The organism is Blautia acetica (genome assembly GCF_038739805.1).
Lineage (GTDB): Bacteria > Bacillota > Clostridia > Lachnospirales > Lachnospiraceae > Blautia.
The window spans coordinates 44,250-69,552 of record NZ_JBBEWO010000017.1 but is presented as its reverse complement, the minus strand read 5'-3'; the positions used below and the strand labels follow the sequence as shown (position 1 = coordinate 69,552).

Below are 25,303 nucleotides of genomic sequence, written 5' to 3'. Positions count from 1 at the left end.
ACTCACCTCCTGTGATAAAGTCTAAAAAGTTGAGTACTAAACTATTTGGACTTTGTAGTGATGAGTCTATTATCTCACATTGGATGATTTTGAACAGGTACTTGCTATTTTGCGTTTACGAAGAAAAGTATACATAAAGAAGAAACACAAGAGATATATCCTTAGTGAAGGAAATCCCTTGTGTTTTTTATTATTCAGTATGCTGACAGATATACAAGTTCTCTTTATCAAAGAGATACTCTGTAGTTGTATTATGCAGGATATTTATAGTTTTGATATTTTCAATGAAAGGGGTAACCACAGTATTCTGTACATCTACAAATTTATCTAATGTTTTTATAGTTCTATTTGAAGTGTGAAGTTCAAGTTTTTTACCTGCTTCAATTAAATTCTCATCTATTTGTGACTTACTAATAACAGGAACTTTGGCAATAGCTTTCCCCATTATTTTACTTGTTGCAGATAATCCGCTTAATAAACCGGATTGAATAGAGGTATTTGAAGAACGCTCTAATAGATTGTAAGTCTGCGTATATAATTCTCTATATTTTAAAGAATACTCCTCAATTCTTCTTGAGGTACTGTTTAAATATTGTGAGTCAAAATTCTCTAATAGTAAGACCTCAAGGAATGTAGAAAATGCGTACAGATATAAAGCAAGCTGATAATCTTTGAATAGACTTTCTAATTTTTTTAGTTTTCTCCCAACCTCTTGGTCACTATGTAGCAAGGACGGCGTTATATGTTTGTTAGCAATTAAATCACGATATAGAAGTATATTCTGTTCGGATTCTTTGCGGATATCTTGGACTAGAATGTGCTTATTTGTTTTATATTTTTCATTAGTCCAGTTAAATTTATAGTTATTCAGAATATCTGTTAATGTATTCAAATTACCTTTTAACTTAGCTGTTTCTTTAATCTCTAGGAATTCAAGTAACTCTTGTTGGATTTCTTGAATTTTATCCAATTTCTTTTCAATATTCATTAAAGCCATAGCCATAAATAGCATAGTCGGATCGCAGGCAAGAGTTGTCATAGTCGCCTGCCCTCCGCCAACTTGTCCAGAAGCTGATTGTAGAGAACCGATAAATTCACTACTGCCGGATTTTTGAAACATAGTTTTTCCATGTGTGTTAACAAAATAAAGTCCACTTCCGCCAGTACCATTTATTACGGTTTGGATAACGGTGGTTAAAGGTTGGAAGGCAACACCGAGATTATTTATTTGGCTTAATGGAATTTTGGTTGTTTTTTCCATTGGTAGATTTATATCTTGCATAGCAGGATAATATTCTATATTAGCCAAATTTTGTATAGGATTTATTGTATCAAGTTCATTCTTCACGATTTTAACTCCTTTCATGTGTTACAGTCTTATTTTCTGAGATTATTCGTCCTCATCATCAAAATTACCCGTTACCCACGGTAATTTCGATAACAGTTCCATATCTTCTTTTGAATTGGGGTTTATCATTTTTACGACTTGATAAGGTGTCCTGTATTTATGTCCCTCTATGCTTTCTCCAAACATATCCATGCTGTATAAATCATCATAGCGGTCTAACAGTTTTTGGAATTTCAAATGCTGGATAAATTCTTTGATTGGGTAAAGGTCGGACGCTTCAATGCTTTTCCCGTTGATATAGTCTGTAATATATTCCCGTAACTTTTCCAACTCATATTCCAGCCATTCTTCCTCGCTGTCAAAGAAGTTATCATAATGTCCGTGTTTTAGTTCTGCATTTAGACGTTCCTCTGCTCTCAAAAACTGACAGACTTCTTTTTCGGACTGATTAACATACTTCCATTCTCCCGATAACAATTCATTTGGCGTTACGTCCAGCACTTCCATTATCTTTTCCAGCGTTTCATAAGCAGGATAATTCAATCCTCTTTCAATCTTGGAAAGGCTCTGCATATTGATACCGATTTTGTCCGCAAGTTCCTGTTGTTTCATTCCCCTAAATTTTCTTATGGTCTGTATATTATTTCCTAAATGGCTTATTTTCATTGCATAACCCTCCATATCTCGTTATATCTCCGCTGTTATAAGTCTATCATGCTTAATATGATTTGTAAAGGCAAAAAAAGATATTGACAAATAAGCATATAAGAATTACTATGTTCTTGTAATCAAATAAGCACAATAGAATGAAATACAAAAACATTCAAAAAGAAACACCTATCTGATTAAACCCATAGATATGAATATCGGTTGAAATGGAACTTGTTATAAAAGGCAAAATAGGACTTGCTGACAAAGTATTTCTGACACGGTGGCGGAAGCCTCTCAGGCTTACCGCCATGACACCTTGTGTCAAGGGGAAGAAATGCTTTGTCGGCTGGCGAGCCTGCGAGCCTTGATTGTGCCCCCGTTATCTAACAGGGGGGCACTATTTCACAAAAGACAAGTCAAAAACCATACAACCCCAAAGCTGTAAGGAGTAATGAGGAGTTTTAAGAAGATAGTAACTTCACACTTTTTTGAATGGTGGTTTACAGGTATTTCAAGGCTATTGTGGGATTGGAGGAATACAATGAACAATTTAGAATTTGCACTTGAACTGAAGAACAAACGTCTTGCAAGCGGTCTTTCACAAGGACAACTTGCAAGTCTTACCCATGTATCAAGATATAGTATCAACCGCTTTGAGAACGGGAAAGCCAACGCCAGCAAGGAAACACAAAATATTATCCTGCGTTGTCTGAATTACTATATCTGCGATAAACCTTTTTATCTACTCGTTGATTATCTGTCTGTCCGTTTTCCAACGACTGACGCATTGGAAGTTATCCGAAAGGTACTTGGCATGAAAGCAGATTATTTTATCCATTATGACTATGGGTATTATGGCTATAAGGAGCATTACGCCTACGGAGAAATCAAGGTCATGGCTTCTGATGATGAACACATGGGCGTATTTTTAGAATTAAAAGGGGCAGGCTCACGCAACATGGAATATGTCTTACAGGCACAGAACAGGGATTGGTATTCATTCTTAAATCGCTGTCTTGACTGTGGCGGTGTTATCCGACGTTTTGACTTGGCAATCAATGATATGTGCGGTCTGCTGGATATTCCCACCTTATCTGAAAAATACAAAAATGGCGGTGCGGAATGTCGCTGTAAAAACTATGAAAATGTACAAGGTGGAAAATTAAGCGGAAAAAACCGCAATTTAGCAAGTACCCTTTATATCGGTTCAAAGGCAAGCACAAAATATTTCTGCTTATATGAAAAGCAAAAGGAACAGGCAACGAAAAAGAAACATACCGATATTATCAACCGTTTTGAAATTCGTCTGCGTGATAAAAAGGCAGTACAGGCAGTTGAGGAACTGTTATTGACGTATAACCCTCATGGGCTGGTGTTTTACCTTATTACTGATTTTGTGGAATTTCCCGACTATCCGTTGTGGGAGATATTCATTTCCCATGACAGTTTACCTTTTGAAATGAACCCCGTACCTGTCAATATGGAACGCACTCTGCAATGGCTGGAAAGACAGGTCATGCCGTCCATTGTGATGATAGAGGAAATCGACAGACTGACAGGCTCAAACTACATGAAAATGATTGATGAATGTACCCACCTTTCCGAAAAACAGGAAATGCTTGTGGAACAGATGTGTACGGACATAGCAGACGTAATCGAAAGTGAGGGGGTGTTTTATGAGTAATGCACAGGATATTCCCGTATGGGAAAAATACACCCTTACCATTGAAGAAGCGTCAAAGTATTTCCGTATCGGAGAAAACAAGTTAAGACGATTAGCAGAGGAAAACAAGGACGCTGGCTGGCTCATTATGAATGGCAACCGCATACAGATTAAACGCCGACAGTTTGAACAGGTTATAGACAAATTGGACGCAATCTAGTGAAAAAGGAGCTGGTATATGTTATGATGAGAACAAGTCATATCGGGACTCTTTCAGAAGTGGAAAGGAGCGAAGATGAGCGAAAAAAGACGGGATAATAAAAACCGTGTTTTACGCAATGGAGAGAGTCAACGTAAAGACGGAAGATATATGTATAAGTATGTAGATAATGCTGGAAATGTGAAATATGTGTATAGTTGGAAACTGGTAAAAACCGATACAGTTCCACAAGGCGCAAAAGACGATATTCCTTTACGGGATAAGGAGAAGCAGATACGTAAAGATTTAGAAGATGATATTGTTTCTTCGGGTGGAGATATGACAGTCTTGGAACTTGTGAAAAAATATATTTCACAGAAAACAGGCGTAAGGCATAATACAGAAGCAAACTATAAATTTGTTATCAACATCATTGCCAAAGAAGCCTTTGGAAAGAAACGGATTGACAAGGTAAAACTATCAGACGCAAAAGGCTGGCTCATTAAATTACAGGCAGACGGTAGAGGATACAGCAGTATTCACTCTATCCGTGGTGTTGTAAGACCAGCGTTTCAAATGGCTGTTGATGATGATTTGATACGAAAGAACCCCTTTGAATTTCAGCTTGCAACGGTGGTTGTCAATGACAGCGTAACAAGAGAAGCTATCACAAGAAAGCAAGAGAGAGCTTTTCTTGAATTTGTAAAGCAGGACAAGCACTTTCGTAGGTATTATGAGGGCATTTATATTCTATTCAAGACAGGACTTCGTATTTCTGAATTTGTTGGATTGACGATTTCTGATATTGATTTAGAAAAAGGTGTTATCAATGTCAATCATCAGTTGCAACGTAAGCGTAATATGGAATATATTATAGAGGACACAAAGACAGACAGCGGTACAAGACTTGTGCCTATGACTGATGAGGTAAAAGCGTGTTTTCGTAAGATTATTCAAAATCGTAAAAAGCCAAAATCAGAACCTATGATAGACGGTAAAAGCGGTTTCCTGTATTTAGATAAAAATGATATGCCTATGGTTGCTTTACATTGGGAGAAATATTTTCAGCATATTTGCGAGAAGTATAATAAAATATATAAACAGGAATTACCTAAAATCACACCTCATGTTTGCCGACATACCTTTTGTTCTAATATGGCAAAGTCGGGAATGAATCCTAAGACATTACAGAAGATTATGGGACATTCTGATATAGGAGTTACGCTGAATACATACACGCACTTGGACTTTGACGATATTCAAAAAGAGATGAAAGAAGTCTGCAATCGGTAAGTTGTAAAGTTGTAAAATAGGGGTAGTTTTACAACTTATTTTACAACTTTTGACTGCCAAAACATGAGAATTTATAAGAAGATACAGAAACTACAAGAAAAATGAAAGTTGTAAAAACCCTTTAAATATAAGGAAATACGACGATTTAAGGAGATATAAGAACATGATAAAAATACTTTTCATCTGCCACGGCACTCTTTGAAGAACTCCTTAAAAAGTCAGTAAAATCACTACTTGGAAGGTATTTGTGTGGAAGAAATAACCCGAAAATAACCCATAGATTTTTGTGTGAGTGTTACAAGATAAATAATTATAATTTAGGGATGTGACATGATGAGAATGAAAGCTGTAAGAATTCTAATAGTGGAATCTTACAGCTTTTTTTATAAATAAATTTGAAAGTAAAATCTTTATAATTTGGTATAGCGTGTTTTAAATGTAAAAAAGCAGATAGTTCTTTACATATGGATGTAACAAAAGAGGCGTTTTTGTGAAGGTGTTTATGAGGTGAGGTAAGAGTCTTTAGTGGGGGTAAAATCTTTACATGTAATATCCTGTGTTCAAAAGGTAGGATTTAAGCGAAAAAAGCATCGTGACCATGAGGAAATATAAAAGTAAAAAGTATTCTATGATAAAGTATAAAGGCTTAGAGGAGAATGTCTCTTCTAAGTTTTTTTAATAAGAAAGCAGTTTGGGCGTTTGCTTTTGAAGTTATAATAAGTGTAGTAAAACTTACACCAGATGGAACAGGATACCGTACTAAGATGATATTTGTTAAAGAGAAACTATTGATGGATAGAATGTCGGATATTCAGTTACGATTTTTCAATATAGGGTGAGAAAGTTTTTTTGATGAAGTGTAATAATATGTGGTTATATGCTTTGTAGAAAAATCCGTAGGAATTAAAATTTTTTGTTTTGTGGAAAGATTATAATTATGATATACTGAAAGAAAATGATAAATTAGAATTTTAAAAAGGAGTGTGATGACCATGATTTTTGATTTTGAGCCTTGGCAATTAGATATTGATATTGACTTAACTAAACAATTATATAGAAGTTGTAAAGGAGACTTTGTATGGGTAGAAAAGAAATAACAACAAAAGAAGATTTAATGAAAGTAATAGAATTATTCGAAAATACTGGAATTACATACTGGTTGGATGGCGGATGGGGTGTAGATATTTTAGCTGGTAAACAAACAAGAATTCATAGAGATATAGATATAAATTTTGATGCTCAACATACGGAAAAATTGTTAAATGTGCTTTTGAATCTGGGCTATAAAATTGATACAGACTGGAAACCGGTTAGAATAGAGTTATATAGTGATGAACTTGGTTACTTAGACATTCACCCGTTCGTTTTAAATGAGGACGGAACTTCAAAACAAGCTGATTTAGAGGGTGGATGGTATGAGTTTGAAAAAGATTACTTTGGTAGTGTTTTTTTTGAAGGCAAAACAATTCCTTGTATATCTTTAAAAGGCCAAAAAGTTTTCCATTCAGGTTATGAATTAAGAGATAAAGATAAGCATGATATTTCAATTCTTGAAAGTTTATCAAAATAACATTGCTGTAATTTCTAAGATAAATTTCAGCTTGTCGAACTGAAAAACACTGTAATAACATGTGTAAAACAAAATGTAAAACACCCCATTGAGTAGGTAGGACTAAATACTCCTATGATTTCGATTTTGAAGTCATAGGGGTATTTTTTTGTGCAGAAAAATAAAAAATTTCCTTTTCCACCCTGTATTTTCCCCTCTGAGCCTTTCGTTATATGAGGACAAAAAAATAAAATTCCTTTTTTATTTGTAAAAAGCCCTATCTACGTTCTGATATATGAGGAACAAATTATAGTTGCCTTAAAAGAATCGGGCCTGATTCAAGAACAAAGAAAAAAACGAAAAGAGAAAGGAGAAATTACATGAACAAAACAATCTTAATGGGAAGACTGACAAAAGATCCGGAGGTGAAATATCTCCAGGATGAAAATAGTACTGCTATGGCACGATACACGCTGGCAGTAGACAGACGATATCGAAAGGATGGAAAGGCAGAAACAGATTTTATTTCCTGTGTTACCTTTGGGAAGAATGCTGAGTTTGCAGAACAATATCTGAAAAAAGGTTTGAAGATTTTAGTAAGCGGACGGATCCAGACAGGAAGCTATGTGAATCAGGAGGGGAATAAAGTTTATGCCACCAACGTGATTGTAGAAGAACATTATTTCGCAGAAGGGAAGAAACTGTCAGGATCAGAAAAGAAAGAAGATACCGATCCAGATGGATTTATGCATCTTCCAGACGGAGAAGAACTTCCGTTTGAGTAAGAAAAACTCGGATGCTGAAAGCAGAAGAGCGCACTTATATACCTTAAAAGGTATGTGCGTCCTACGGAAGTAGCATCTTTCTGAAGGGGAATTCCGAAAGTGTTGGCGGATGATCCATCCGAAGAAGGGTTCCCCTTCCGGCAGAAATGCCTATCCCGTAACAGAGAAAATGGAAGAGTTGAAAAAGGAGGAAAAGAACGATATGGCGAAGAAGAAAACATTTCAGGAATATACCCAGGAAGCACTTTATGAGATTGAAAAAACAGAAGCTGCATTGAAACAGGCAAAGCTTGAGAAGGAACAGGCAGAACACAGGATCCAGAGATCCTTGAATTATCTGGATACACAGAAAAAGAAAAAGCGAAAGGCACGAACCCATCTGTTGATCCAGAAGGGAGCAGCCATAGAAGCAATCTGTAAAGATACCAAATATCTGACAGAGGCAGAATTTTATCAGCTGATGGATGAACTTCTTCATAATCCCGCTTGTAAGTTTTGTGATGTCGTTCATGAAATGGTTCGTGGACGGGCGGAAGCGGCAGAAGCAAAGGAACGAGAATTCGCAGAAGAGGAAGCACTATTAAAGGCGATGCAGCGAGGTGAACTGCCACAGGGAGATGCGTAAGATGGGATGTTATCACTTTCATCTAAATCAATTATCCAGAGGAAAAGGGCAGTCTGCCATTGCTAGTGCTGCTTACCGAGCCGGTACAAAACTGGAATGTACGTATTATGGAGAAGTAAGTGATTATACGAGAAAAGGCGGTGTGGTATTAGCGGAGATCCATCTTCCCCAACAGGCTCCGGAGAGATTCAAAGACAGAGAGACCCTTTGGAATGAGGTGGAATGGATCGAAGGGAATAAGAAAGCACAGCTGGCACACAGCTTTGATATTGCCTTGATGAATGAGTTTTCTATGGAAGAAAATATTGAGCTTGCAAGAAGATTTGTAGAAGAACAGTTAGTCGCAAGAGGGATGATCGCAGATCTAGCGATCCATGATCCGAAGAAGGCAAAGGATAAAATACCCAATCCCCATATGCACATCATGGTTCCCATCCGCCCTTTACAGGAAGATGGTACCTGGGGACAAAAACAAAAAAAGATTCCAGTATTAACACCGGATGGACAGCCGGTTTTGAATCAGAAAGGACAACCGGTATTTCGGGCGGTACATACAACGGATTGGAGCAGGAAAGAAACCTTGGAAGAATGGAGAAGTGCCTGGGCGAGGATGTGCAACGAACTGTATGAAGAAAAAGGACTTACAGAAAGAGTCGATGCCAGATCTTATGAGGAACGGGGGATTGATAAGATCCCGATGGTGCATGAAGGACCGAACGTACAGGCGATGGAAGCAAGAGGAATTTCAACCGCACTGGGAAGTTTAAACCGACTTATCCGTGCCTTGAATGATATGAAAGAACGGGCAAAGAATCTTCTTCAATGGTCTTTGCTTCGACAAAGCCAGTTGATGGAACGGATGGCATCCTTACATCAGCCAACTTTAGCGGATTATCTAAGAAACTATTATGACAAGAGAAATGCAGTCGCAGAATCTTACGCTTATGGAACGAAAAAGGCAAAGAATACAAATCTGAAACAATTTGCAGAGACGATCCGCTTTCTGGAAGAGCAGGATGTGAGAAACCCAGAACAGCTGACAGAGAAAATCCAGGAATTAGATATACAGCTGAATGAGATGAGTCAGCGGTTGAATCAACAACTGTCTGCTTTGCGAAGTGTCAACAGCAATCTTTATGCAATGAAAGAGTATTTTGAAACAAGACCTGTTTATCTGGAATTAAAGAACAAATATTTTGGCAGGGAAAAATTCAAAGAGGAACATAAGAAGGAACTTAGCAGATATTATCGTTCGGAAAGAATCTTAAAAGAAAATCTAGACCCAAGTGGGAAGATTCCGGAAGGACAATGGAAACGAGAAGCCGCTCGTTTATCAGAAGAGATAGCTGCTTTACGAAAAGAAGATAAACGGATCCATGCCATGTTACGAAAGTATGAGGGAATCAAAAATCATGTGGAAGCTTTGATGGCAGAGGAAGGAGAAGGTGTCTCTCTTCCAGAAACAAACAAGCGGGAGCAATCCACAGAAACAAAAGAAGCAGTGAGAACCATGAAACGAAAGAAGAAACATCATGGAATGGAATTATAGGAGGGATTTTAGAAGATGGAAGAATATACAAGAGAACAGATCCAAAGAGCAGATGATACCGATTTATATGTTTTTCTTTCTGGGAGAGGAGAATCGTTCAAACGATGTGGGAAGGAATACCGATGGTTGCGACATGACAGTGTGATGATCAACAAGAACGAATGGTATCGTTTTAGTCAGAATAAAGGCGGCCATGCCATCGATTTTATGAAAGAATTCTACGGTCTTTCTTTTGCAGAGGCAGTCAAAGAATTATTAGGAGAAGAGGGAGCTGGAGAAACCAACAGAAGAACGGCGAAGGAAGATGCAGGCAGACAGAAGGTCTGCCCCATCCCCTTGCCTGGATTGGAACTGCCAGAAAGAAATGAAAGCTGTGAGATTGCAAGGAAGTATCTCATTGAACAGAGAAAACTATCGGAACATTTGGTGGATCAGATGATCGAAAAGGGAGATATTTATGAAAGCAAAGCATATCACAATGTGGTGTTCGTTGGAAGAGACAAAGAACAGAATCCCAGATATGCAGCTATGCGTGGAACTGATGAGAACCGATATCGTGGGGAAGCAAGAGGTTCAGAAAAAGCCTATGGATTTGGCCATATAGGAACGGATGAAAAACTATTTGTGTTTGAATCCCCCATTGATCTTTTGTCTTATATCACTGCAGTTTCAGAAGAATGGGAAAAGCATAGTTATATTTCCCTGGGAGGATTGAGTGAAAAAGCAATGAAACGGATGTATACAGAATATCCTTATATCCATTCCATCTACTTGTGTCTGGATAATGATGAGCCTGGAAATGAGAGATGCAGGCAGTTTGTTTCTCTTATTCCGGAGGAACTGAGTGTGTACCGATTAGAACCGGTGAAGAAAGACTGGAATGAATGTCTGGTAGCAGAAGTTCCGGTAGAAAATATGGCAAAGCAGATGTGTTGGAGAGATGCCAGGGAAAAACCAGTTCCAGTCATGAAGATGTCGGAGGTTGAGGAAACGGTGGTCCAGTGGTTATGGTATCCGTTCATTCCCTTTGGAAAGGTTACTTTGATCCAGGGGAATCCGGGAAAAGGAAAAACGTGGCTTGCAATGGCAATCGCCGCATACTGTACAAATGGAAAAGAACTTCCCAATGCACTTCCCATAGAACCCTTTAATGTGTTGTATCAAACAGCAGAGGATGGGATAGCAGATACCATTAAGCCTAGATTAGCAAAATGTGGTGCAGATATGACAAGAGTACGCTTCATCAATGAAGATGAAAAACAGCTTTCTATGACGGACGATCGGATTGAAAAAGCCATCCGACAGAATAATGTACGCCTCATGATCATGGATCCCATACAGGCTTATCTGGGAGCCAATGTGGATATGAACCGGGCGAATGAGATCCGTCCCTTATTTCGACATCTCAGTACGATTGCAGAGAGAACTGGATGTGCCATTGTTCTCATTGGACATTTGAATAAGTCATCGGGAAGTCAGAGCGATTACCGTTCCTTGGGATCCATTGATATCGCAGCGGCAGTACGAAGCATCTTATTTGTAGAAAAGGTGGAAAAAGAGAAGGAACAGGATATCCGAGTGGTATATCAGCAAAAGGATTCTCTTGCTAAGAAGGAAAATCCGGTAGCGTTTTCTTTAGGAGAAGAAGGCTTAAAATGGTTAGGGGAATATGATATATCCATTGAAGATCTGCTGATGGGGAAAGCAGGAACGAAAAAGGAAACGAAACTGGAAAAGGCACAGAAGTTGATCCTGGAGTTATTAACCAAACGAAAAGTAATGTGTTTAGAAGAATTAGAGGCAGAACTACTAGCCTATGGGATTTCTTCCAGAACAGGAAGAGATGCAAGAAAGCAGCTGGAAAACAGAATGAGCTACGACTGGTGTCAGGGAAGAAAAACAGTTGCGTTGACAACAGAATAAAGGATGACATTGGCAAAAAACTACTTTGGCATTGGCAGTCTTTATAGATACCTTTGCCAGCCGCCAATGTCAAAAACAAAGATAATAGAAGGAGGCATACAAATGACAAGTTATGATATACCTTATTGGAAGAAGTATACATTATCCATTGAAGAGGCAGCATCCTATTTTCGTATTGGAGAAGGAAAGCTTCGTAAGTTAGTCAATGACAATCCAAATGCAGAGTATTTGCTTTGGAATGGGAATCGTGTACAGATAAAACGAACAAGATTTGAAAAATTTATTGATACACTCAGTGCGATATAAAATGAAATTTAAAAGAAGGAGGTGTTCGAATTAGGGGTTACATGATATACTAACAATATCATGTTGCGTCCCCTTGGAGGTAGGATATGATTTCAAAGAGACGTGATGATAAAGGCAGAGTTCTCCAGCAAGGAGAATGGCAGGAACCAAGTGGACGTTACCGCTATAAATATACAGATTCACTTGGTAAGCGTAAAATATTATATAGTTGGAGATTGACAGAAGCAGATAAGATGCCGGAAGGTAAACGGGCAGATCTTTCTCTCAGGGAAAAAGAAAGAAAAGTTCAGTCCTTACAGATGCAAGGGATTACAGGAAGTAACATTACAGTGCTTGAACTTGTGGAACGATATCTTTCCCTGAAAACAGGAGTAAAGCATAATACTTTAGCGAATTACAAATTTGTGGTGAATGTATTGAAAAAGGAAGAATTCGCTTATAAGAAAGTGGATGATGTGAAACTTTCTGACGCAAAGATTTTTCTGATAAAACTACAAAGAGATGGTAGAGGATATAGTTCCATTCATTCCATCAGAGGTGTTTTAAGACCTGCTTTTCAAATGGCTGTGGATGATGACTTGATTCTAAAAAATCCATTTGGATTTGAATTAGGTACAGTACTTGTTAATGACAGTCAGAAAAGACAAGCTGTTTCTCCGGAAGATGAAGCAAAATTTCTCGAGTTTGTAAAGAATGATCCACATTATAATCAGTATTATGATGCATTTTATATCTTATTCAAGACAGGTCTTAGAATATCTGAATTTTGTGGGCTTACTGTAAAAGATTTGGACTTTAAAGAAGATATTATCAATGTGAATCATCAGTTGCAAAGAACTCGAGAAATGAAGTATATCATCGTATCTACAAAGACAACAAGTGGTACGCGGTTACTTCCAATGGAAGCGGATGTAAAAGAGGCATTTCTTCGAATCTTGAAGAATAGAAGGAAACCAAAACGTGAGCCGATGGTGGATGGATATGGAGGATTTCTGTTTCTGGATAAGAATGGAAGACCAATGGTTGCACTTCACTGGGAAAAGTACATGCAGCATGCAAGAGAAAAATATAATCGTGAACATTTGTTGCAGTTGCCGCCAATTACTCCTCATGTATGCAGGCATACTTATTGTACAAATATGGCCAATTCAGGGATGAACCCAAAGACACTGCAATATCTGATGGGGCATTCAGATGTATCTGTAACACTTAATATTTATACGCATACCGGCTATGATGATGCAAAGAAAGAACTTGCCAGATTAAAAGAAGCAAGGGATGAACTGGAAAAGAAAAAGTTTATAACCCAAAAACATGCACAAACAACTCATGTAAGCCTTATCTCATAAGGAATTTGGGACTTTAAAAATAACCCATTTGTACCACAAATGCCCGAAAAAACATGAGAAAATACAAGAATTTATAAGAAAAAGAACCTTTCAAGTAAAAAATGCACAAAGGCTGAAAAGCCAGTATTTATAAGGCTTTGAGAGGATATGAGGAGATAAAATGGAGAAAATAAAGGTACTATTTATTTGCCACGGCAACATCTGTCGCAGCCCCATGGCAGAATTCATTTTAAAAGACATGGTGCAGGCCCAGGGCCTTGCGTCTCAGTTTGAAATCGCCTCTGCCGCTACCAGCACCGAAGAAATCTGGAACGGTATCGGCAATCCGGTGTATCCGCCGGCCAGGGAGGAACTGGCCCGTCACAGTATTTCCTGTGAAGGTAAAAGAGCCGTGCAGTTAAAGAAGTCAGATTATGACAAGTACGACTATCTTATCGGCATGGACACCATGAACATTCGCAACATAGAGAAAATCACCGGACACAGAGGCGGAAAAATCAAAATGTTGCTGGAATACACAGGCAGCACAGCTTCTGTCATAGACCCCTGGTACAGCAGAAAATTTGATGATACATACCGAGACATCGTAACCGGCTGTAAGGCCTTTTTGGAATACCTGCAAAAACAGGGAAAAATAGAAGAATCCTGAGTACAGGAATTTATTTTTGAAAACTGCTTTCGTTTTCTCGAAGAGCTTCAAAAGTAAGCCGGGCAATGGCCTTTGCGCCGTAGGCATCCGGATGCACGCCGTCCAGGAGAAAGTATTCCGGGTGCGTCCGGGTGTAGGCATGTACATCAATGACAGGCAGATGCTCTTCTTCTCCAAGTTCTTTTACAGCATTGGATACCAAATCTGCCACGTCAGCCTGCATTTTGTAGCCGTTAGCGGGTTTGAAACTCTCCGGAAAAATAGTGGCCGGTGTCATGAGATAAATCTGAGGCTGGCTTTTCAGAGAACGGTAGTGGGCAATCAATTCCCGGTAGTCTGCCAGGAAATTTTCCGTTCCCGTCCAATTATAGGGCTTGGTATCATTGGTGCCCAGCATAATCAGCACGATATTTGGCTGAAAAGCAGAGCTTTCCTGAAAAGCAGGGTGATTCCAATAAGGGAAATTTCCGCTTTTTTGCAGTGTGTATCCACTGGCGCCGAAATTCCCCACCAGATAGTCGCTGCCCAAAAACAGCTGTAGCTGGGCTGGATAGGAATTGAGGAAATTGTCTTCAATTTTGGCTCCATAGGTAATGCTGTCACCCACGCAGGCCACCCGTATGGCAAAGTTTTTTTGCAAAGCGGAAAGCAGAATTGGCGAGGTGGTTATGAGAAAAAGAATCAAAATCAGGAAAATGGATTTTATTTTTTGATGTTTAGCTTTCATAAGCGACTCCTTTGCTGTATGCTTAGTTATAGAGATAATTGTAAAAGGTGTTGATAAAAAATACAAGGCAGGGATACAAATGAATGAGAAAAAAGAAGAAATTTTGCGAAAAAAATCGTTTTGGGAACATTTGACGGAGATTCAGAAAGAATTGCTGCTTCGAGAATCCCGGATTGTCCGGTATCAGGCCGGTGACAGCATTTATTCCAGCGTAAGAGAATGTCTGGGGGCTGTGTTTATTCTGGAGGGAATTATGCGGACATACCTGCTTTCCGATGAGGGGAAAGAGGTGACAATTTATCGTTTGCGGGAAGGGGATTGCTGCATATTGGCAGCTTCCTGTGTGCTTTCTGCCATTACTTTTGACGTGGAAATTGAAGCGCAGACGGAGTGTGCGGCTCTGGTGATTCCAGCGGGGCTTCTGGCTGCCATGTCCAGGGAGAATGTATATATGGACAACTTTATGTATAAAGAAGCGGCAAAGCGTTTTTCCGATGTGGTGGAGGCTTTGCAGCAGATGATTTTTTTAAGTCTGACCCAGAGAGTGGTTTCTTTTCTGTTAGATGAATCTGCCAAAACAGGTTCTTCCAGCATTGCTATGACTCATGAAGAGATTGCGAAAATCATTGGGAGTGCCAGAGAAGCCGTGAGCCGGACTTTGAAACAACTGGCCAAAACCGGTTCGATTTCTTTGAATCGGGGAGAAATTAAACTAGAGAGAAAAGAATCACTCTATCAGCTTTTGTAAACATGAAAGCTGATAGAGTGATTTCCAGCACTTATGCAGGGAGAGTTGCTGCAGATTTACCGGAGTAAATCCTGCAGTTTTTCTTTCGGAACCGCACCTACAGATTTACCGGCTACCTGACCGTTTTTGAAGAGCAGAACCGTAGGGATATTCATAATGCCGAATTGTGCTGCAATAGACGGGGAAGCGTCGACATCCACCTTTCCCACTTTGTAAGCCCCATTGGCTTCTTCTGCCAGTTCTTCGATGACAGGTGCCAGCATTTTGCAGGGCATGCACCAGGTAGCCCAGAAATCTACTAGTACCGGAACCTCAGAGTTTAAGACCTCCTGTTCAAAATTTGCCGTTGTGAATTCCATTGCCATAATTCCAATCTCCTTTTCGTCTTTCTGAAATTGTCTTTATTATAACGCAGAAACGTTAAAATGTCTGTGACAAAGTTACATTTTCCTGATTTTTTCTATTGCAGTTCTTTCCGCAGATAGTCTACAGCTTTTGTACCGGCCAGAGCACCTTCGTAAACGGCTTTTGAAATCTGCAGTAAGCCTCCGGTACAGTCTCCGGCTGCAAAAAGTCCGGGAAGGGCGGTGCTGGTATCTTTTTCTATCAGAATATGATTATCTTCCATGAAAAGTCCCAGTTTCCGGGCGATATCCGTGCTGTCAGCAGTCCCAAGGGCCACGAAAAGTCCATCCAGAGGGAAGAGAGTATGGTCTTCAAATTCCAGATGAGACAGAGAGGTGTCGCCTCTGGCAGAGAGTATCTTTTTTTCTTCCACGCGGATACTTCCCAGTTCTTCGGCAGCAAATGCCGGTTCAGTTCCATTTGTGAGAATGGTGACTTTTTTGGCCAGAGGCTCTAAGACTCTGGCTTCGTGCAAGGCGTAAGGCCCGTTTCCCAGAACAGCAACCTCTTTTTGGCGGTAGAAAAAACCGTCGCACACAGCACAGTAGCTGATGCCGTTTCCTTCATATTTTTTCAGCTCTTTTAAGGCCAGGGTATTTCTTTTTGTGCCTGTGGCCAGAATGACAGATTTTGCACGAAAGGTATGAAGGGCTGTATGAATCAGATAGTCTCCGTCATATTCTATGGATAGAAGTTCTTCTTGTAAAGTGGGAACAGACAGAGCCTGTATCTGAAGCAAGCCATTTTCATATAATTGCTTTCCGGAAATGGGATGGGAAAAACCATAGTAATTTTCGATTTTTACAGCTTTTTCCAACGCGCCGCCGTCTTTATAGAGAATCAAAGGCGTAATACCTGCCCGGACCGCATATAACGCAGCAGATATACCTGCCGGGCCTGCGCCTGCAATAATCAGCTTTTGCAGGGTGTTTTCCGTAGATGATTTCATATGGGTTGCACCTCCTTTTAGGTAAGATAAGCATAGCACAAGAATAAAGAGAAGAAAAGTAAAAACGCAGAGAATAGGAAAATGCACACCTGTTCACAGAATGGCCAAAGGAAAAGTGGTTTTATTGGACATTTAAAACAGCTTTTCCTTTTTATTATGAATACAAATGGTAAAAAATAATAAAAATAAATAATGAAATTATAAAATTATTGTGAAAAAAGCAAGTGGTAGAACCAGTGTATACCAAACGGTATACTAAAACCATGGAATATCACACAAAAAGAGAAGAAAACTTTAAAAAACTACAAGAAAAAGTGACGAAATTCCAGCCATTTTTTTCAAAAAAGAGAAAGATTGACAAATCAATTAATTAGCAGTAATGTGTTAAAAGCAATTAATAAGAAGACACAAAAAACAAGTGCCATATCTGTTTTATTGCTCACAGCAACAATAGAAAACGGAAAGGAGAAAGTCAAGAATTCATTAACACAGAAAGGGGAGATGTCCTACGAATAACATAGCGGAAAGAATTACGGAAGAATTAAATTGTGAAACCGTATTCAACATTCCCATCTTCGGCGGGATTCCGATAGGAGAATCTGTGGTGGTTACCTGGATTATCATGGCGGTGCTTACCCTTCTGGCCATTGTGTTTGTTCGAAATCTGAAAGTGGAAAATCCGGGAAAGAAGCAGTTGGCCCTGGAAGCTTTTATCAGTTTCCTGGATGATTTTTTTACAGATATTCTGGGCAAAGAAGGCAGAAGATATATTCCGTATCTGATTTCCACAGCCATTTATATCGGAGTGGCGAACCTTATCGGTTTGCTTGGCTTTAAGCCCCCTACTAAGGATTTAAACGTAACGGCAGCCCTTGCCATTATGAGTTTATTCCTTATTTATTATGCCGGATTCCATAAGAAGGGCACGAAGGGATTTCTGAAAAGCTTTGCAGAGCCCATGCCTATTGTGACGCCGATTAACATTATGGAAATCGCCATTCGTCCTATATCTTTGTGTATGCGACTGTTTGGTAATGTTATTGGTTCCTTTGTTATTATGGAATTGCTGAAAATGATTATGCCGGCAGTTCTGCCAGTTCCATTCAGCTTATATTTTGATATTTTTGACGGTCTGATTCAGACCTATGTATTTGTTTTTTTAACTTCCCTCTTTATTAAAGAGCAGATAGAAGACTAAAACTTAAGAAGAAAAGGAGAAATGAATTATGACAGCAGCAATTGGTGCAGGTATTGCAGTATTAACAGGTATTGGAGCAGGTCTTGGTATCGGTATAGCAACATCAAAAGCGACGGAAGCTATTGCAAGACAGCCGGAAGCAGAAGGTAAAATCAGCAAAGCACTTCTTCTGGGTTGTGCACTTGCAGAGGCAACCGCTATTTACGGTTTCGTTATTGGTTTGTTAATCTTATTCTTATAATCTATCATTAAAAGAAAGGCAGGTGCAGGAAAGGTGCTGAAATTAGGTTGGGACCTTGTCTGGACGATTATAAACCTGATTGTTCTTTATCTTTTGATGAAAAAATTCCTTATCGGGCCGGTAATGGGAATTATGGAAAAGAGAAAAGCGCTCATTGCAAGCCAATTTGATCATGCAAAGGCAGTTCAGGAAAAAGCAGATGAATTAAAAGGACAGTATGAACAGGCCCTTTCTTCTGCAAAAGAAGAATCTGCGCAGATTATTGAAGGTGCAAAAGCAGATGCAAAACGAATGGGTGAAGGCATTGTAAAAAATGCAAATCTGCAGGCAGCAAAAATCATAGAAACAGCAAAAAATACTGCAGAGCAGGAGAAAAAAAATGCCATGCAGGGTGCAAAGTCAGAAATCGCAGGCCTGGCTATGGAGGCAGCAAAGAAATTGCTTTCCGATGGCAGCAGTGACAAGGGAAACCATATGCTCTATGATGAATTTTTAGCAAAAGCAGGTGATGCAAATGACACAGACCTCCATTAATTATGCAAGAGTGCTCTATGAACTTTCCGTTACCCCGGAAAGCATCAAAGATGCAAAACGAGTCCTGGAAGAGACGCCACAGCTTTTACAGATATTGGAAAGTCCGGTGGTGCCTCTTTTACAGAAAGAAAAAGCAGTCGGAAGAATCTTTGAAAAGAAACTGGCAGACTTTATCTGTGTTCTCTGCAAATATCGTCATGCAGAACTTCTCTTTGAGATTTTTCAGGCGTATCAGGAATATTATAACGAACAGAATCATATTTTAAACGCTGTACTTTACTATGTAACTCCTCCTGCAAAAGAACAACTGGAGGAGATAAAGAAATTTTTAGAGCAGAAATACGGTGCAGAGGATACAGCGTTGGAACTAAAAGAAGATAAAAGTCTGGTGGGAGGATTTATTCTCCGGGTAGAAGACCAGGAATTTGATTACAGCTTAAAAGGCCGTATCAATGCATTACAACAAAAATTAATCTGGAGGTGAACGGTTTGAGTTCAATCAATTCAGAAGAAATTATTTCCATTCTGAAAGAAGAAATTGAAAACTTCGATACCACAGCAGGTGTCCGGGAAGTCGGAAACGTTATCTGGGTAGGCGATGGAATTGCGACTGTTTACGGGATTGACCATGCCATGTACGGCGAAATTGTGACCTTTGAAAACGGTGTCAAGGGAATGGTGCAGGATATTAAGAGAAACGAAATCGGTGTTATCATTTTCGGAAAAGACACAGGAATCAAGGAAGGCACTAAAGTGGCCCGTACAAAGAAAAAGGCAGGTATTCCTGTAGGCGAGAACTTCGTTGGAAGAATCGTAGATGCCCTGGGGGCGCCTATTGATGGCAAAGGAGAAATCGAAGCAAAGGATTACCGGCCTATAGAGCAGGAAGCGCCGGGGATTATTGACCGTAAATCCGTATCTGTGCCAATGGAAACCGGTATTCTGGCCATTGACTCCATGTTCCCTATTGGACGCGGTCAGCGTGAGTTGATTATTGGAGACCGTCAGACGGGTAAGACTTCTATTGCTGTAGATACTATCTTAAACCAGAAGGGTAAGGATGTTATCTGTATCTATGTGGCTATTGGACAGAAGGCTTCTACGGTAGCAAAACTGGTAGGAACTTTGGAAAAATACGGTGCTATGGAATACACCACGGTCTTTTCTGCTACGGCCAGCGACTGTGCGCCGTTGCAGTATATTGTGCCTTATTCCGGTACAGCCCTTGCGGAATACTTTATGTATCAGGGGAAAGATGTGCTGATTGTGTACGATGATTTGTCCAAGCATGCAGTGGCTTACCGTGCTCTGTCTCTGCTTCTGGAACGCTCTCCGGGACGTGAGGCTTATCCGGGTGATGTTTTTTATCTGCATTCAAGACTTCTGGAACGTTCCAGTCGTCTGAGCGAAGAAGCAGGCGGCGGTTCTATTACTGCACTGCCTATTATTGAGACACAGGCAGGAGATGTATCCGCATACATTCCGACGAATGTAATTTCCATCACGGATGGACAGATTTTCCTGGAAAGTGACTTATTTAATGCGGGTGTGCGCCCGGCCGTAAATGTAGGTCTTTCCGTATCCCGTGTAGGTGGCGCTGCACAGACAAAAGCTATGAAAAAGGCGTCCGGAAGCATGCGTATTGATTTGGCGCAGTATCGTGAGATGGAAGTGTTCACACAGTTCTCTTCAGATTTGGACGATGCTACAATGGCGCAGTTGGATTATGGAAAATGTTTGATGGAATTGTTAAAGCAGCCCCTTTGCAGACCGCTTGCTTCTCATGAGCAGGTAATTACATTGTGGGCAGCGACTCATAAAATCATGACAGGAATTCCGGTGAAAGAAGTGAAGAAATTTCAGATGGACATGCTGGAATATTTTGATGTTAAATATCCGGAAATCAGAGATGAAATCAATGAGAAAAAAGTCCTTTCCGATGAACTGGGCGAAAAGATTTTAAAGGTAGCAGAGGAATTTAAGAACAGGAACAGGTGATGAGATGGCAAGTGCAAAAGAAATACAAAGCCGTATGAAAAGTATCCAGGATACTATGAAAATTACCAGTGCCATGTACATGATTTCTTCATCAAAACTGAAGAGAGCCAGGAAGACCCTGGCAGATACAGAACCTTATTTTTATTCTCTGCAGTCAGCCATAGGACGTGTTCTGCGTCACATGGAGGACACGGAGCATAAATATTTTGATGAAAGAGCGGAAATCGCACCGGAAGCCAGGAAAATCGGTTATATTGTAGTTTCTGCAGATAAAGGTCTGGCTGGTGCGTATAACCACAATGTTTTTAAAATTGCTGAAGACTGTATGGAAAACCGCAAAAACGTCCAGCTTTTTGTGCTGGGGGAAGTGGGAAGACAGTATTTTTTTAAAAAAGACGTAGACGTGGATACGAATTTTCGCTTTACGGTGCAGAAACCAACCATGCACAGGGCCAGAGTGATTTCTGAAAAGATGATAGCTATGTACCTGGAGGGTGAACTGGATGAGGTTCATATTATTTACACCCGTATGGCTAATGCCGCTACTATGGTAGCGGAAAAGAAGCAGCTTTTGCCGTTGAAGAAGGCTGCTTTCAATACCTCTGTACAAAAGCTGGTAGATATTCATCAGGAAGAAATCGAAATGATTCCTTCCGCAGAGGAGGTGCTGAACAGTATTGTTCCAAACTATCTGCGTGGCATGATTTACGGCTGTCTGGTGGAATCCTATGCCAGCGAGCACAATTCTCGTATGATGGCTATGGATGCAGCAACATCCAGCGCCAGGGATATGCTGAAGGATTTATCTATTAAATATAACCGTGTGCGTCAGGCGGCGATTACCCAGGAAATTACTGAGGTTATCAGCGGAGCTAAAGCACAGAAGAAAAAACTGTAGAAGGAGGTTTCCTTTTGATGGAAAAAGGTAAAATTGTACAGGTTATGGGACCTGTCGTAGACGTAGAATTTGAAAATCAGAACCTCCCAAGCATCAAAGACGCCTTGACTGTAGAGTTAAACGGCAGAAAGCTTGTTATGGAAGTGGCACAGCATACCGGAAATCATACGGTGCGCTGTATTATGCTGGCTTCCAGTGACGGACTTAGCAAGGATATGGAGGTTACTGCTACAGGAGCAGGTATTTCCGTACCTGTAGGAAAAGAAACTCTGGGTCGTCTTTTTAATGTTCTGGGTGAAACCATAGACAAAGGCGAACAGCTGCATGATGTAAAGCACTGGGTTATTCACAGAGACCCGCCGACGTTTGAAGAACAGAGTCCTGTAGTAGAGATTCTGGAAACCGGTATTAAGGTTATCGACCTTTTGGCGCCATATGCAAAAGGTGGTAAAATCGGTCTTTTCGGTGGTGCCGGTGTAGGTAAGACGGTATTGATTCAGGAACTTATCAGCAATATTGCTACCGAGCACGGCGGATATTCCATCTTCACCGGTGTTGGAGAACGTTCCCGTGAGGGAAATGACCTCTGGACAGAAATGAAAGAATCCGGGGTTTTGGAAAAAACAGCTCTGGTGTTCGGACAGATGAATGAGCCCCCTGGTGCCCGTATGCGTGTAGCGGAAACAGGGCTTACCATGGCAGAATATTTCCGTGATGAAGAACATCAGAATGTGTTGCTGTTTATTGATAATATTTTCCGTTTTACACAGGCTGGTTCAGAAGTTTCCGCCCTTTTGGGACGTATGCCTTCTGCCGTAGGTTATCAGCCGACGCTGGCAACGGAAATGGGTGAACTGCAGGAGCGTATCGCTTCCACAAAAAATGGTTCTGTTACTTCTGTACAGGCTGTTTATGTGCCTGCCGATGACTTGACAGACCCGGCGCCGGCCACCACCTTTGCGCATCTGGATGCCACCACGGTTTTGTCCAGAAAGATTGTAGAGCAGGGTATTTATCCGGCGGTTGACCCTCTGGAGAGCAGTTCCCGTATTCTGGAAGCAGATGTAGTGGGAGAAGAACACTATGAGACAGCCAGAAAGGTGCAGGAATATCTGCAGAAATACAAAGAACTGCAGGACATCATTGCGATTCTGGGTATGGAAGAATTGTCTGAAGAAGACAAGAAAGTAGTTGCCCGTGCTAGAAAGGTGCAAAAGTTCCTTTCCCAGCCGTTCCATGTGGCAGAAGTCTTCACCGGTATTCCGGGTAAATATGTACCGTTAAAGGAAACTATCCGTGGGTTCAAGATGATTGTAAACGGAGAGATGGACGAATATCCGGAAAATGCTTTCTTTAATGTGGGTACCATTGACGAGGTAATCGAAAAAGCAAAACAGGAATCCTGAGAAGCTGTAAGGAGTGAAGGCCTATGAATACATTTGGTTTGAATGTCATTGCCAGTGATAAGGATTTTTATCATGGCAGAGGAAAATCTATCTCACTCCCTGCAAAAGATGGCGCCATTACCATACTGGCACACCATGCAGATATGATGGTTGCCATTGTTCCGGGAGAAATGCGCTTTCAGGCAGAAGACAATACCTGGTATACTGCTATTGTAGGCGGCGGCTTTGCGCAGATTATCAATAACCGCGTAACCGTGCTGGCAGACAGTATTGAAAAGCCGGAAGATATTGACCTGAAGCGGGCTCGCGATGCCAAAGAACGTGCAGAGGAACAGCTCCGTCAGAAGCAGAGTCTGCAGGAATACTATGTTTCCAAGGCTTCTCTGGCCAGAGCTATGGCCCGTATGAAAGCGGCAAGAGATAAAGGAATTTAATAACGATATATAATAAGGTAGAAACAGAGTCAGGAACCGGAAGGGGACTGGCTCTGTTTTTTGCTTCAAAGAGAATGAAAATAATATTACTTGTAATTATGCATTGCATAGTAATTAGTTATAACGTGCAGTATGCATTGACAAAGGGAAAAATAGTTGATAGAATGTCAACAAAAGTTAGCCGATAGGCATGGGAGAAGGTGCTGTATGAACAAAAGGATATTATCTATTCTGGTTGAGAATACAGCCGGTGTACTGAGCCGGGTTTCCGGATTATTCAGCCGCCGGGGATATAATATTGACAGCTTATCTGCAGGTATTACCACAGACCCCAATTACACCCGTATGACTGTAGTGTGTAAGGGAGATGAACTGATTCTGGAGCAGATTACCAGACAGGTGGAGAAGCTGGAAGATGTTCTCTCCGTGAAGGTGCTGCAGGACGGGCAGAGTGTTACCAGAGAATTGATGTTGGTAAAGGTGAAAGTCACACCGGAACAAAGAGCAGGCGTGTCTGCCATTGTAGATATTTTCAGAGCCAATATTATTGATGTGGGCAAAGAATCTATGATTATAGAGCTTACAGGAAATAAGTCAAAGCTGGAGGCTTTTATTGATTTGTTAGATGGTTATGAGATTCTGGAACTGGCGAGAACCGGTATTGCAGGTCTTTCTAGGGGCGCAGATGACATTTTCTACCCTTCCGATGAGGAGGAAGAATTTTAAACGGTTATTAGAGATTTTTATCCCTAACATACATAAAAAAAATAGGAGGAAGAAAAAATGGCAGTAAAAATTTATTATCAGGAAGATTGTAACATGGCTTTATTAGAGGGGAAAACCATTGCTATTATCGGTTATGGAAGCCAGGGTCATGCCCATGCATTAAATTTAAAGGAATCAGGCTGTAATGTAATTGTAGGTTTGTATGAAGGTTCTAAATCCTGGGACAAAGCAGTAAAACAGGGATTTGAAGTTTATACAGCGGCAGAAGCAGCAAAGAAAGCAGATATCATCATGATTCTTATCAATGATGAAAAGCAGGCGAAACTGTATAAAGAATCCATTGAGCCAAACCTGGAAGAAGGCAACATGCTCATGTTTGCTCACGGCTTTGCAATCCACTTCGGACAGATTAAACCACCTGCAAATGTAGATGTTACTATGATTGCTCCGAAGGCACCGGGACACACTGTAAGAAGCGAATACCAGATTGGTCGCGGTACACCTTGTCTGGTAGCGGTACAGCAGGATTACACAGGAAAAGCAAAAGACAAAGCGCTGGCTTATGCAGCAGCTTTAGGCGGCGCAAGAGCAGGTGTTCTGGAAACGACCTTTAAAGTAGAGACAGAAACAGACCTTTTCGGTGAGCAGGCTGTTCTCTGCGGTGGTGTAACTGCTCTTATGAAAGCCGGATTTGAAACTCTGGTAGAGGCAGGATACGCTCCGGAAAATGCTTACTTTGAATGTATCCATGAGATGAAACTGATTGTAGATTTGATTTACGAAAGTGGATTCAAGGGCATGAGATACTCTATCTCCAATACAGCAGAGTTCGGTGATTATATCACAGGACCTAAGATTGTAACAGACGAAACAAAGAAAGCCATGAAGCAGATTCTTTCCGATATTCAGGACGGCACTTTTGCAAAGAATTGGATTCTGGAAAACCAGTCCGGCTGTATGCACTTCGGCGCTATGAGAAGAAGAGAAGCAGAACATCAGTTAGAAGAAGTTGGCGCAGAGCTTCGTAAACTGTATAGCTGGAACGGAAAAGAAAAACTGATTGATAACTAAGAGATATATAAAACTGAATATAAAAAGCAAAAAGGGCAGTGGAAACAGAGGTTTTCACTGTCCTTTTTGCTGTGTAAAA

At 40.4% G+C, this 25,303-nt stretch carries 27 protein-coding genes; 22 read left to right on the top strand and 5 right to left on the bottom strand.

All coding sequences use genetic code 11. The features are described from left to right. Positions 1 to 190 precede the first annotated feature (190 nt). Entirely contained in the window at positions 191 to 1,348 is a 1,158-nt protein-coding gene (locus WBS51_RS11640; protein ID WP_342694092.1) for a hypothetical protein, read from the bottom strand. A gap of 42 nt (positions 1,349 to 1,390) precedes the next feature. Next, the gene (locus tag WBS51_RS11635) at positions 1,391 to 2,014 is read right to left on the bottom strand and encodes a helix-turn-helix domain-containing protein (protein WP_462904872.1); all 624 of its coding nucleotides are present in this window, start codon (positions 2,012 to 2,014) and stop codon (positions 1,391 to 1,393) included. A gap of 526 nt (positions 2,015 to 2,540) precedes the next feature. Between WBS51_RS11635 and WBS51_RS11630 the strand changes: the two genes are divergently transcribed. From WBS51_RS11630 to WBS51_RS11580, 11 genes are all read left to right on the top strand, one after another. Beyond that, positions 2,541 to 3,683 (top strand): XRE family transcriptional regulator, encoded by a 1,143-nt coding sequence (locus WBS51_RS11630; RefSeq protein WP_270458362.1) that lies wholly within the window; start codon positions 2,541 to 2,543, stop codon positions 3,681 to 3,683. After that, positions 3,676 to 3,882, top strand: a complete 207-nt coding sequence (locus WBS51_RS11625; RefSeq protein WP_002341493.1) for an excisionase — start codon at positions 3,676 to 3,678, stop codon at positions 3,880 to 3,882. Before WBS51_RS11630 ends, WBS51_RS11625 begins: the two co-directional genes overlap by 8 nt. Positions 3,883 to 3,957: 75 nt before the next feature. Continuing rightward, positions 3,958 to 5,154 carry a site-specific integrase gene (locus WBS51_RS11620; protein WP_302702890.1) on the top strand — a complete coding sequence of 399 codons (1,197 nt, stop codon included), beginning with the start codon at positions 3,958 to 3,960 and terminating at the stop codon, positions 5,152 to 5,154. Between the two features lie 1,078 nt (positions 5,155 to 6,232). Beyond that, the gene (locus tag WBS51_RS11615) at positions 6,233 to 6,724 is read left to right on the top strand and encodes a nucleotidyltransferase domain-containing protein (protein WP_009263190.1); all 492 of its coding nucleotides are present in this window, start codon (positions 6,233 to 6,235) and stop codon (positions 6,722 to 6,724) included. A gap of 359 nt (positions 6,725 to 7,083) precedes the next feature. Beyond that, on the top strand, positions 7,084 to 7,488 hold the full coding sequence (locus WBS51_RS11610; RefSeq protein ID WP_009262843.1) for a single-stranded DNA-binding protein: 405 nt from the start codon (positions 7,084 to 7,086) through the stop codon (positions 7,486 to 7,488). Positions 7,489 to 7,690: 202 nt separating this feature from the next. Beyond that, complete coding sequence (locus WBS51_RS11605) at positions 7,691 to 8,113, top strand: DUF3847 domain-containing protein (RefSeq protein ID WP_118661262.1); 423 nt, start codon at positions 7,691 to 7,693, stop codon at positions 8,111 to 8,113. Between the two features lies 1 nt (position 8,114). Then, positions 8,115 to 9,662 (top strand): MobQ family relaxase, encoded by a 1,548-nt coding sequence (mobQ, locus tag WBS51_RS11600; protein ID WP_118661256.1) that lies wholly within the window; start codon positions 8,115 to 8,117, stop codon positions 9,660 to 9,662. A 15-nt stretch (positions 9,663 to 9,677) separates the two neighbouring features. Then, positions 9,678 to 11,585, top strand: a complete 1,908-nt coding sequence (locus WBS51_RS11595; protein ID WP_117549531.1) for an AAA family ATPase — start codon at positions 9,678 to 9,680, stop codon at positions 11,583 to 11,585. Between the two features lie 102 nt (positions 11,586 to 11,687). Beyond that, positions 11,688 to 11,891 (top strand): excisionase, encoded by a 204-nt coding sequence (locus WBS51_RS11590; RefSeq protein ID WP_117549533.1) that lies wholly within the window; start codon positions 11,688 to 11,690, stop codon positions 11,889 to 11,891. An 86-nt stretch (positions 11,892 to 11,977) separates the two neighbouring features. Continuing rightward, the gene (locus tag WBS51_RS11585) at positions 11,978 to 13,240 is read left to right on the top strand and encodes a tyrosine-type recombinase/integrase (protein WP_117549535.1); all 1,263 of its coding nucleotides are present in this window, start codon (positions 11,978 to 11,980) and stop codon (positions 13,238 to 13,240) included. A gap of 160 nt (positions 13,241 to 13,400) precedes the next feature. Continuing rightward, the gene (locus tag WBS51_RS11580; RefSeq protein ID WP_173749763.1) at positions 13,401 to 13,889 is read left to right on the top strand and encodes a low molecular weight protein-tyrosine-phosphatase; all 489 of its coding nucleotides are present in this window, start codon (positions 13,401 to 13,403) and stop codon (positions 13,887 to 13,889) included. 10 nt (positions 13,890 to 13,899) lie between these two features. On the opposite strand, the gene WBS51_RS11575 is transcribed toward WBS51_RS11580, so the two are convergent. Next, positions 13,900 to 14,616 carry a GDSL-type esterase/lipase family protein gene (locus WBS51_RS11575; RefSeq protein ID WP_173749764.1) on the bottom strand — a complete coding sequence of 239 codons (717 nt, stop codon included), beginning with the start codon at positions 14,614 to 14,616 and terminating at the stop codon, positions 13,900 to 13,902. 79 nt (positions 14,617 to 14,695) lie between these two features. Here WBS51_RS11575 and WBS51_RS11570 point away from each other — a divergent pair, with 79 nt between their 5' ends. Beyond that, positions 14,696 to 15,364: a Crp/Fnr family transcriptional regulator gene (locus tag WBS51_RS11570; protein WP_294462609.1), complete on the top strand. Its 669-nt coding sequence runs from the start codon at positions 14,696 to 14,698 to the stop codon at positions 15,362 to 15,364. A gap of 56 nt (positions 15,365 to 15,420) precedes the next feature. Here the strand turns inward: WBS51_RS11570 and trxA are convergent, their stop codons facing one another. After that, complete coding sequence (gene trxA, locus WBS51_RS11565) at positions 15,421 to 15,729, bottom strand: thioredoxin (RefSeq protein WP_173749766.1); 309 nt, start codon at positions 15,727 to 15,729, stop codon at positions 15,421 to 15,423. A 95-nt stretch (positions 15,730 to 15,824) separates the two neighbouring features. After that, positions 15,825 to 16,718 (bottom strand): NAD(P)/FAD-dependent oxidoreductase, encoded by an 894-nt coding sequence (locus WBS51_RS11560; protein ID WP_294462605.1) that lies wholly within the window; start codon positions 16,716 to 16,718, stop codon positions 15,825 to 15,827. 529 nt (positions 16,719 to 17,247) lie between these two features. Here WBS51_RS11560 and WBS51_RS11555 point away from each other — a divergent pair. From WBS51_RS11555 to ilvC, 10 genes are all read left to right on the top strand, one after another. Further along, positions 17,248 to 17,916 (top strand): F0F1 ATP synthase subunit A, encoded by a 669-nt coding sequence (locus WBS51_RS11555; protein ID WP_334295097.1) that lies wholly within the window; start codon positions 17,248 to 17,250, stop codon positions 17,914 to 17,916. 28 nt (positions 17,917 to 17,944) lie between these two features. Then, positions 17,945 to 18,157 (top strand): ATP synthase F0 subunit C, encoded by a 213-nt coding sequence (atpE, locus tag WBS51_RS11550; RefSeq protein WP_294462603.1) that lies wholly within the window; start codon positions 17,945 to 17,947, stop codon positions 18,155 to 18,157. A gap of 33 nt (positions 18,158 to 18,190) precedes the next feature. Then, on the top strand, positions 18,191 to 18,691 hold the full coding sequence (atpF, locus tag WBS51_RS11545) for a F0F1 ATP synthase subunit B (RefSeq protein ID WP_291683647.1): 501 nt from the start codon (positions 18,191 to 18,193) through the stop codon (positions 18,689 to 18,691). Further along, the gene (gene atpH, locus WBS51_RS11540; RefSeq protein WP_173749769.1) at positions 18,672 to 19,175 is read left to right on the top strand and encodes an ATP synthase F1 subunit delta; all 504 of its coding nucleotides are present in this window, start codon (positions 18,672 to 18,674) and stop codon (positions 19,173 to 19,175) included. Before atpF ends, atpH begins: the two co-directional genes overlap by 20 nt. 5 nt (positions 19,176 to 19,180) lie before the next feature. Beyond that, positions 19,181 to 20,689 carry a F0F1 ATP synthase subunit alpha gene (gene atpA, locus WBS51_RS11535; RefSeq protein ID WP_298061545.1) on the top strand — a complete coding sequence of 503 codons (1,509 nt, stop codon included), beginning with the start codon at positions 19,181 to 19,183 and terminating at the stop codon, positions 20,687 to 20,689. 4 nt (positions 20,690 to 20,693) lie between these two features. After that, a complete protein-coding gene (atpG, locus tag WBS51_RS11530) occupies positions 20,694 to 21,587 on the top strand; it encodes an ATP synthase F1 subunit gamma (protein ID WP_294462593.1) in 894 nt (297 codons plus the stop codon). A gap of 17 nt (positions 21,588 to 21,604) precedes the next feature. Continuing rightward, on the top strand, positions 21,605 to 22,993 hold the full coding sequence (gene atpD, locus WBS51_RS11525) for a F0F1 ATP synthase subunit beta (protein ID WP_294462590.1): 1,389 nt from the start codon (positions 21,605 to 21,607) through the stop codon (positions 22,991 to 22,993). A 23-nt stretch (positions 22,994 to 23,016) separates the two neighbouring features. After that, entirely contained in the window at positions 23,017 to 23,427 is a 411-nt protein-coding gene (atpC, locus tag WBS51_RS11520; RefSeq protein WP_173749773.1) for an ATP synthase F1 subunit epsilon, read from the top strand. A gap of 207 nt (positions 23,428 to 23,634) precedes the next feature. After that, complete coding sequence (gene ilvN, locus WBS51_RS11515; RefSeq protein ID WP_173749774.1) at positions 23,635 to 24,153, top strand: acetolactate synthase small subunit; 519 nt, start codon at positions 23,635 to 23,637, stop codon at positions 24,151 to 24,153. A 57-nt stretch (positions 24,154 to 24,210) separates the two neighbouring features. After that, complete coding sequence (ilvC, locus tag WBS51_RS11510; protein ID WP_173749775.1) at positions 24,211 to 25,224, top strand: ketol-acid reductoisomerase; 1,014 nt, start codon at positions 24,211 to 24,213, stop codon at positions 25,222 to 25,224. Positions 25,225 to 25,303 lie beyond the last annotated feature (79 nt).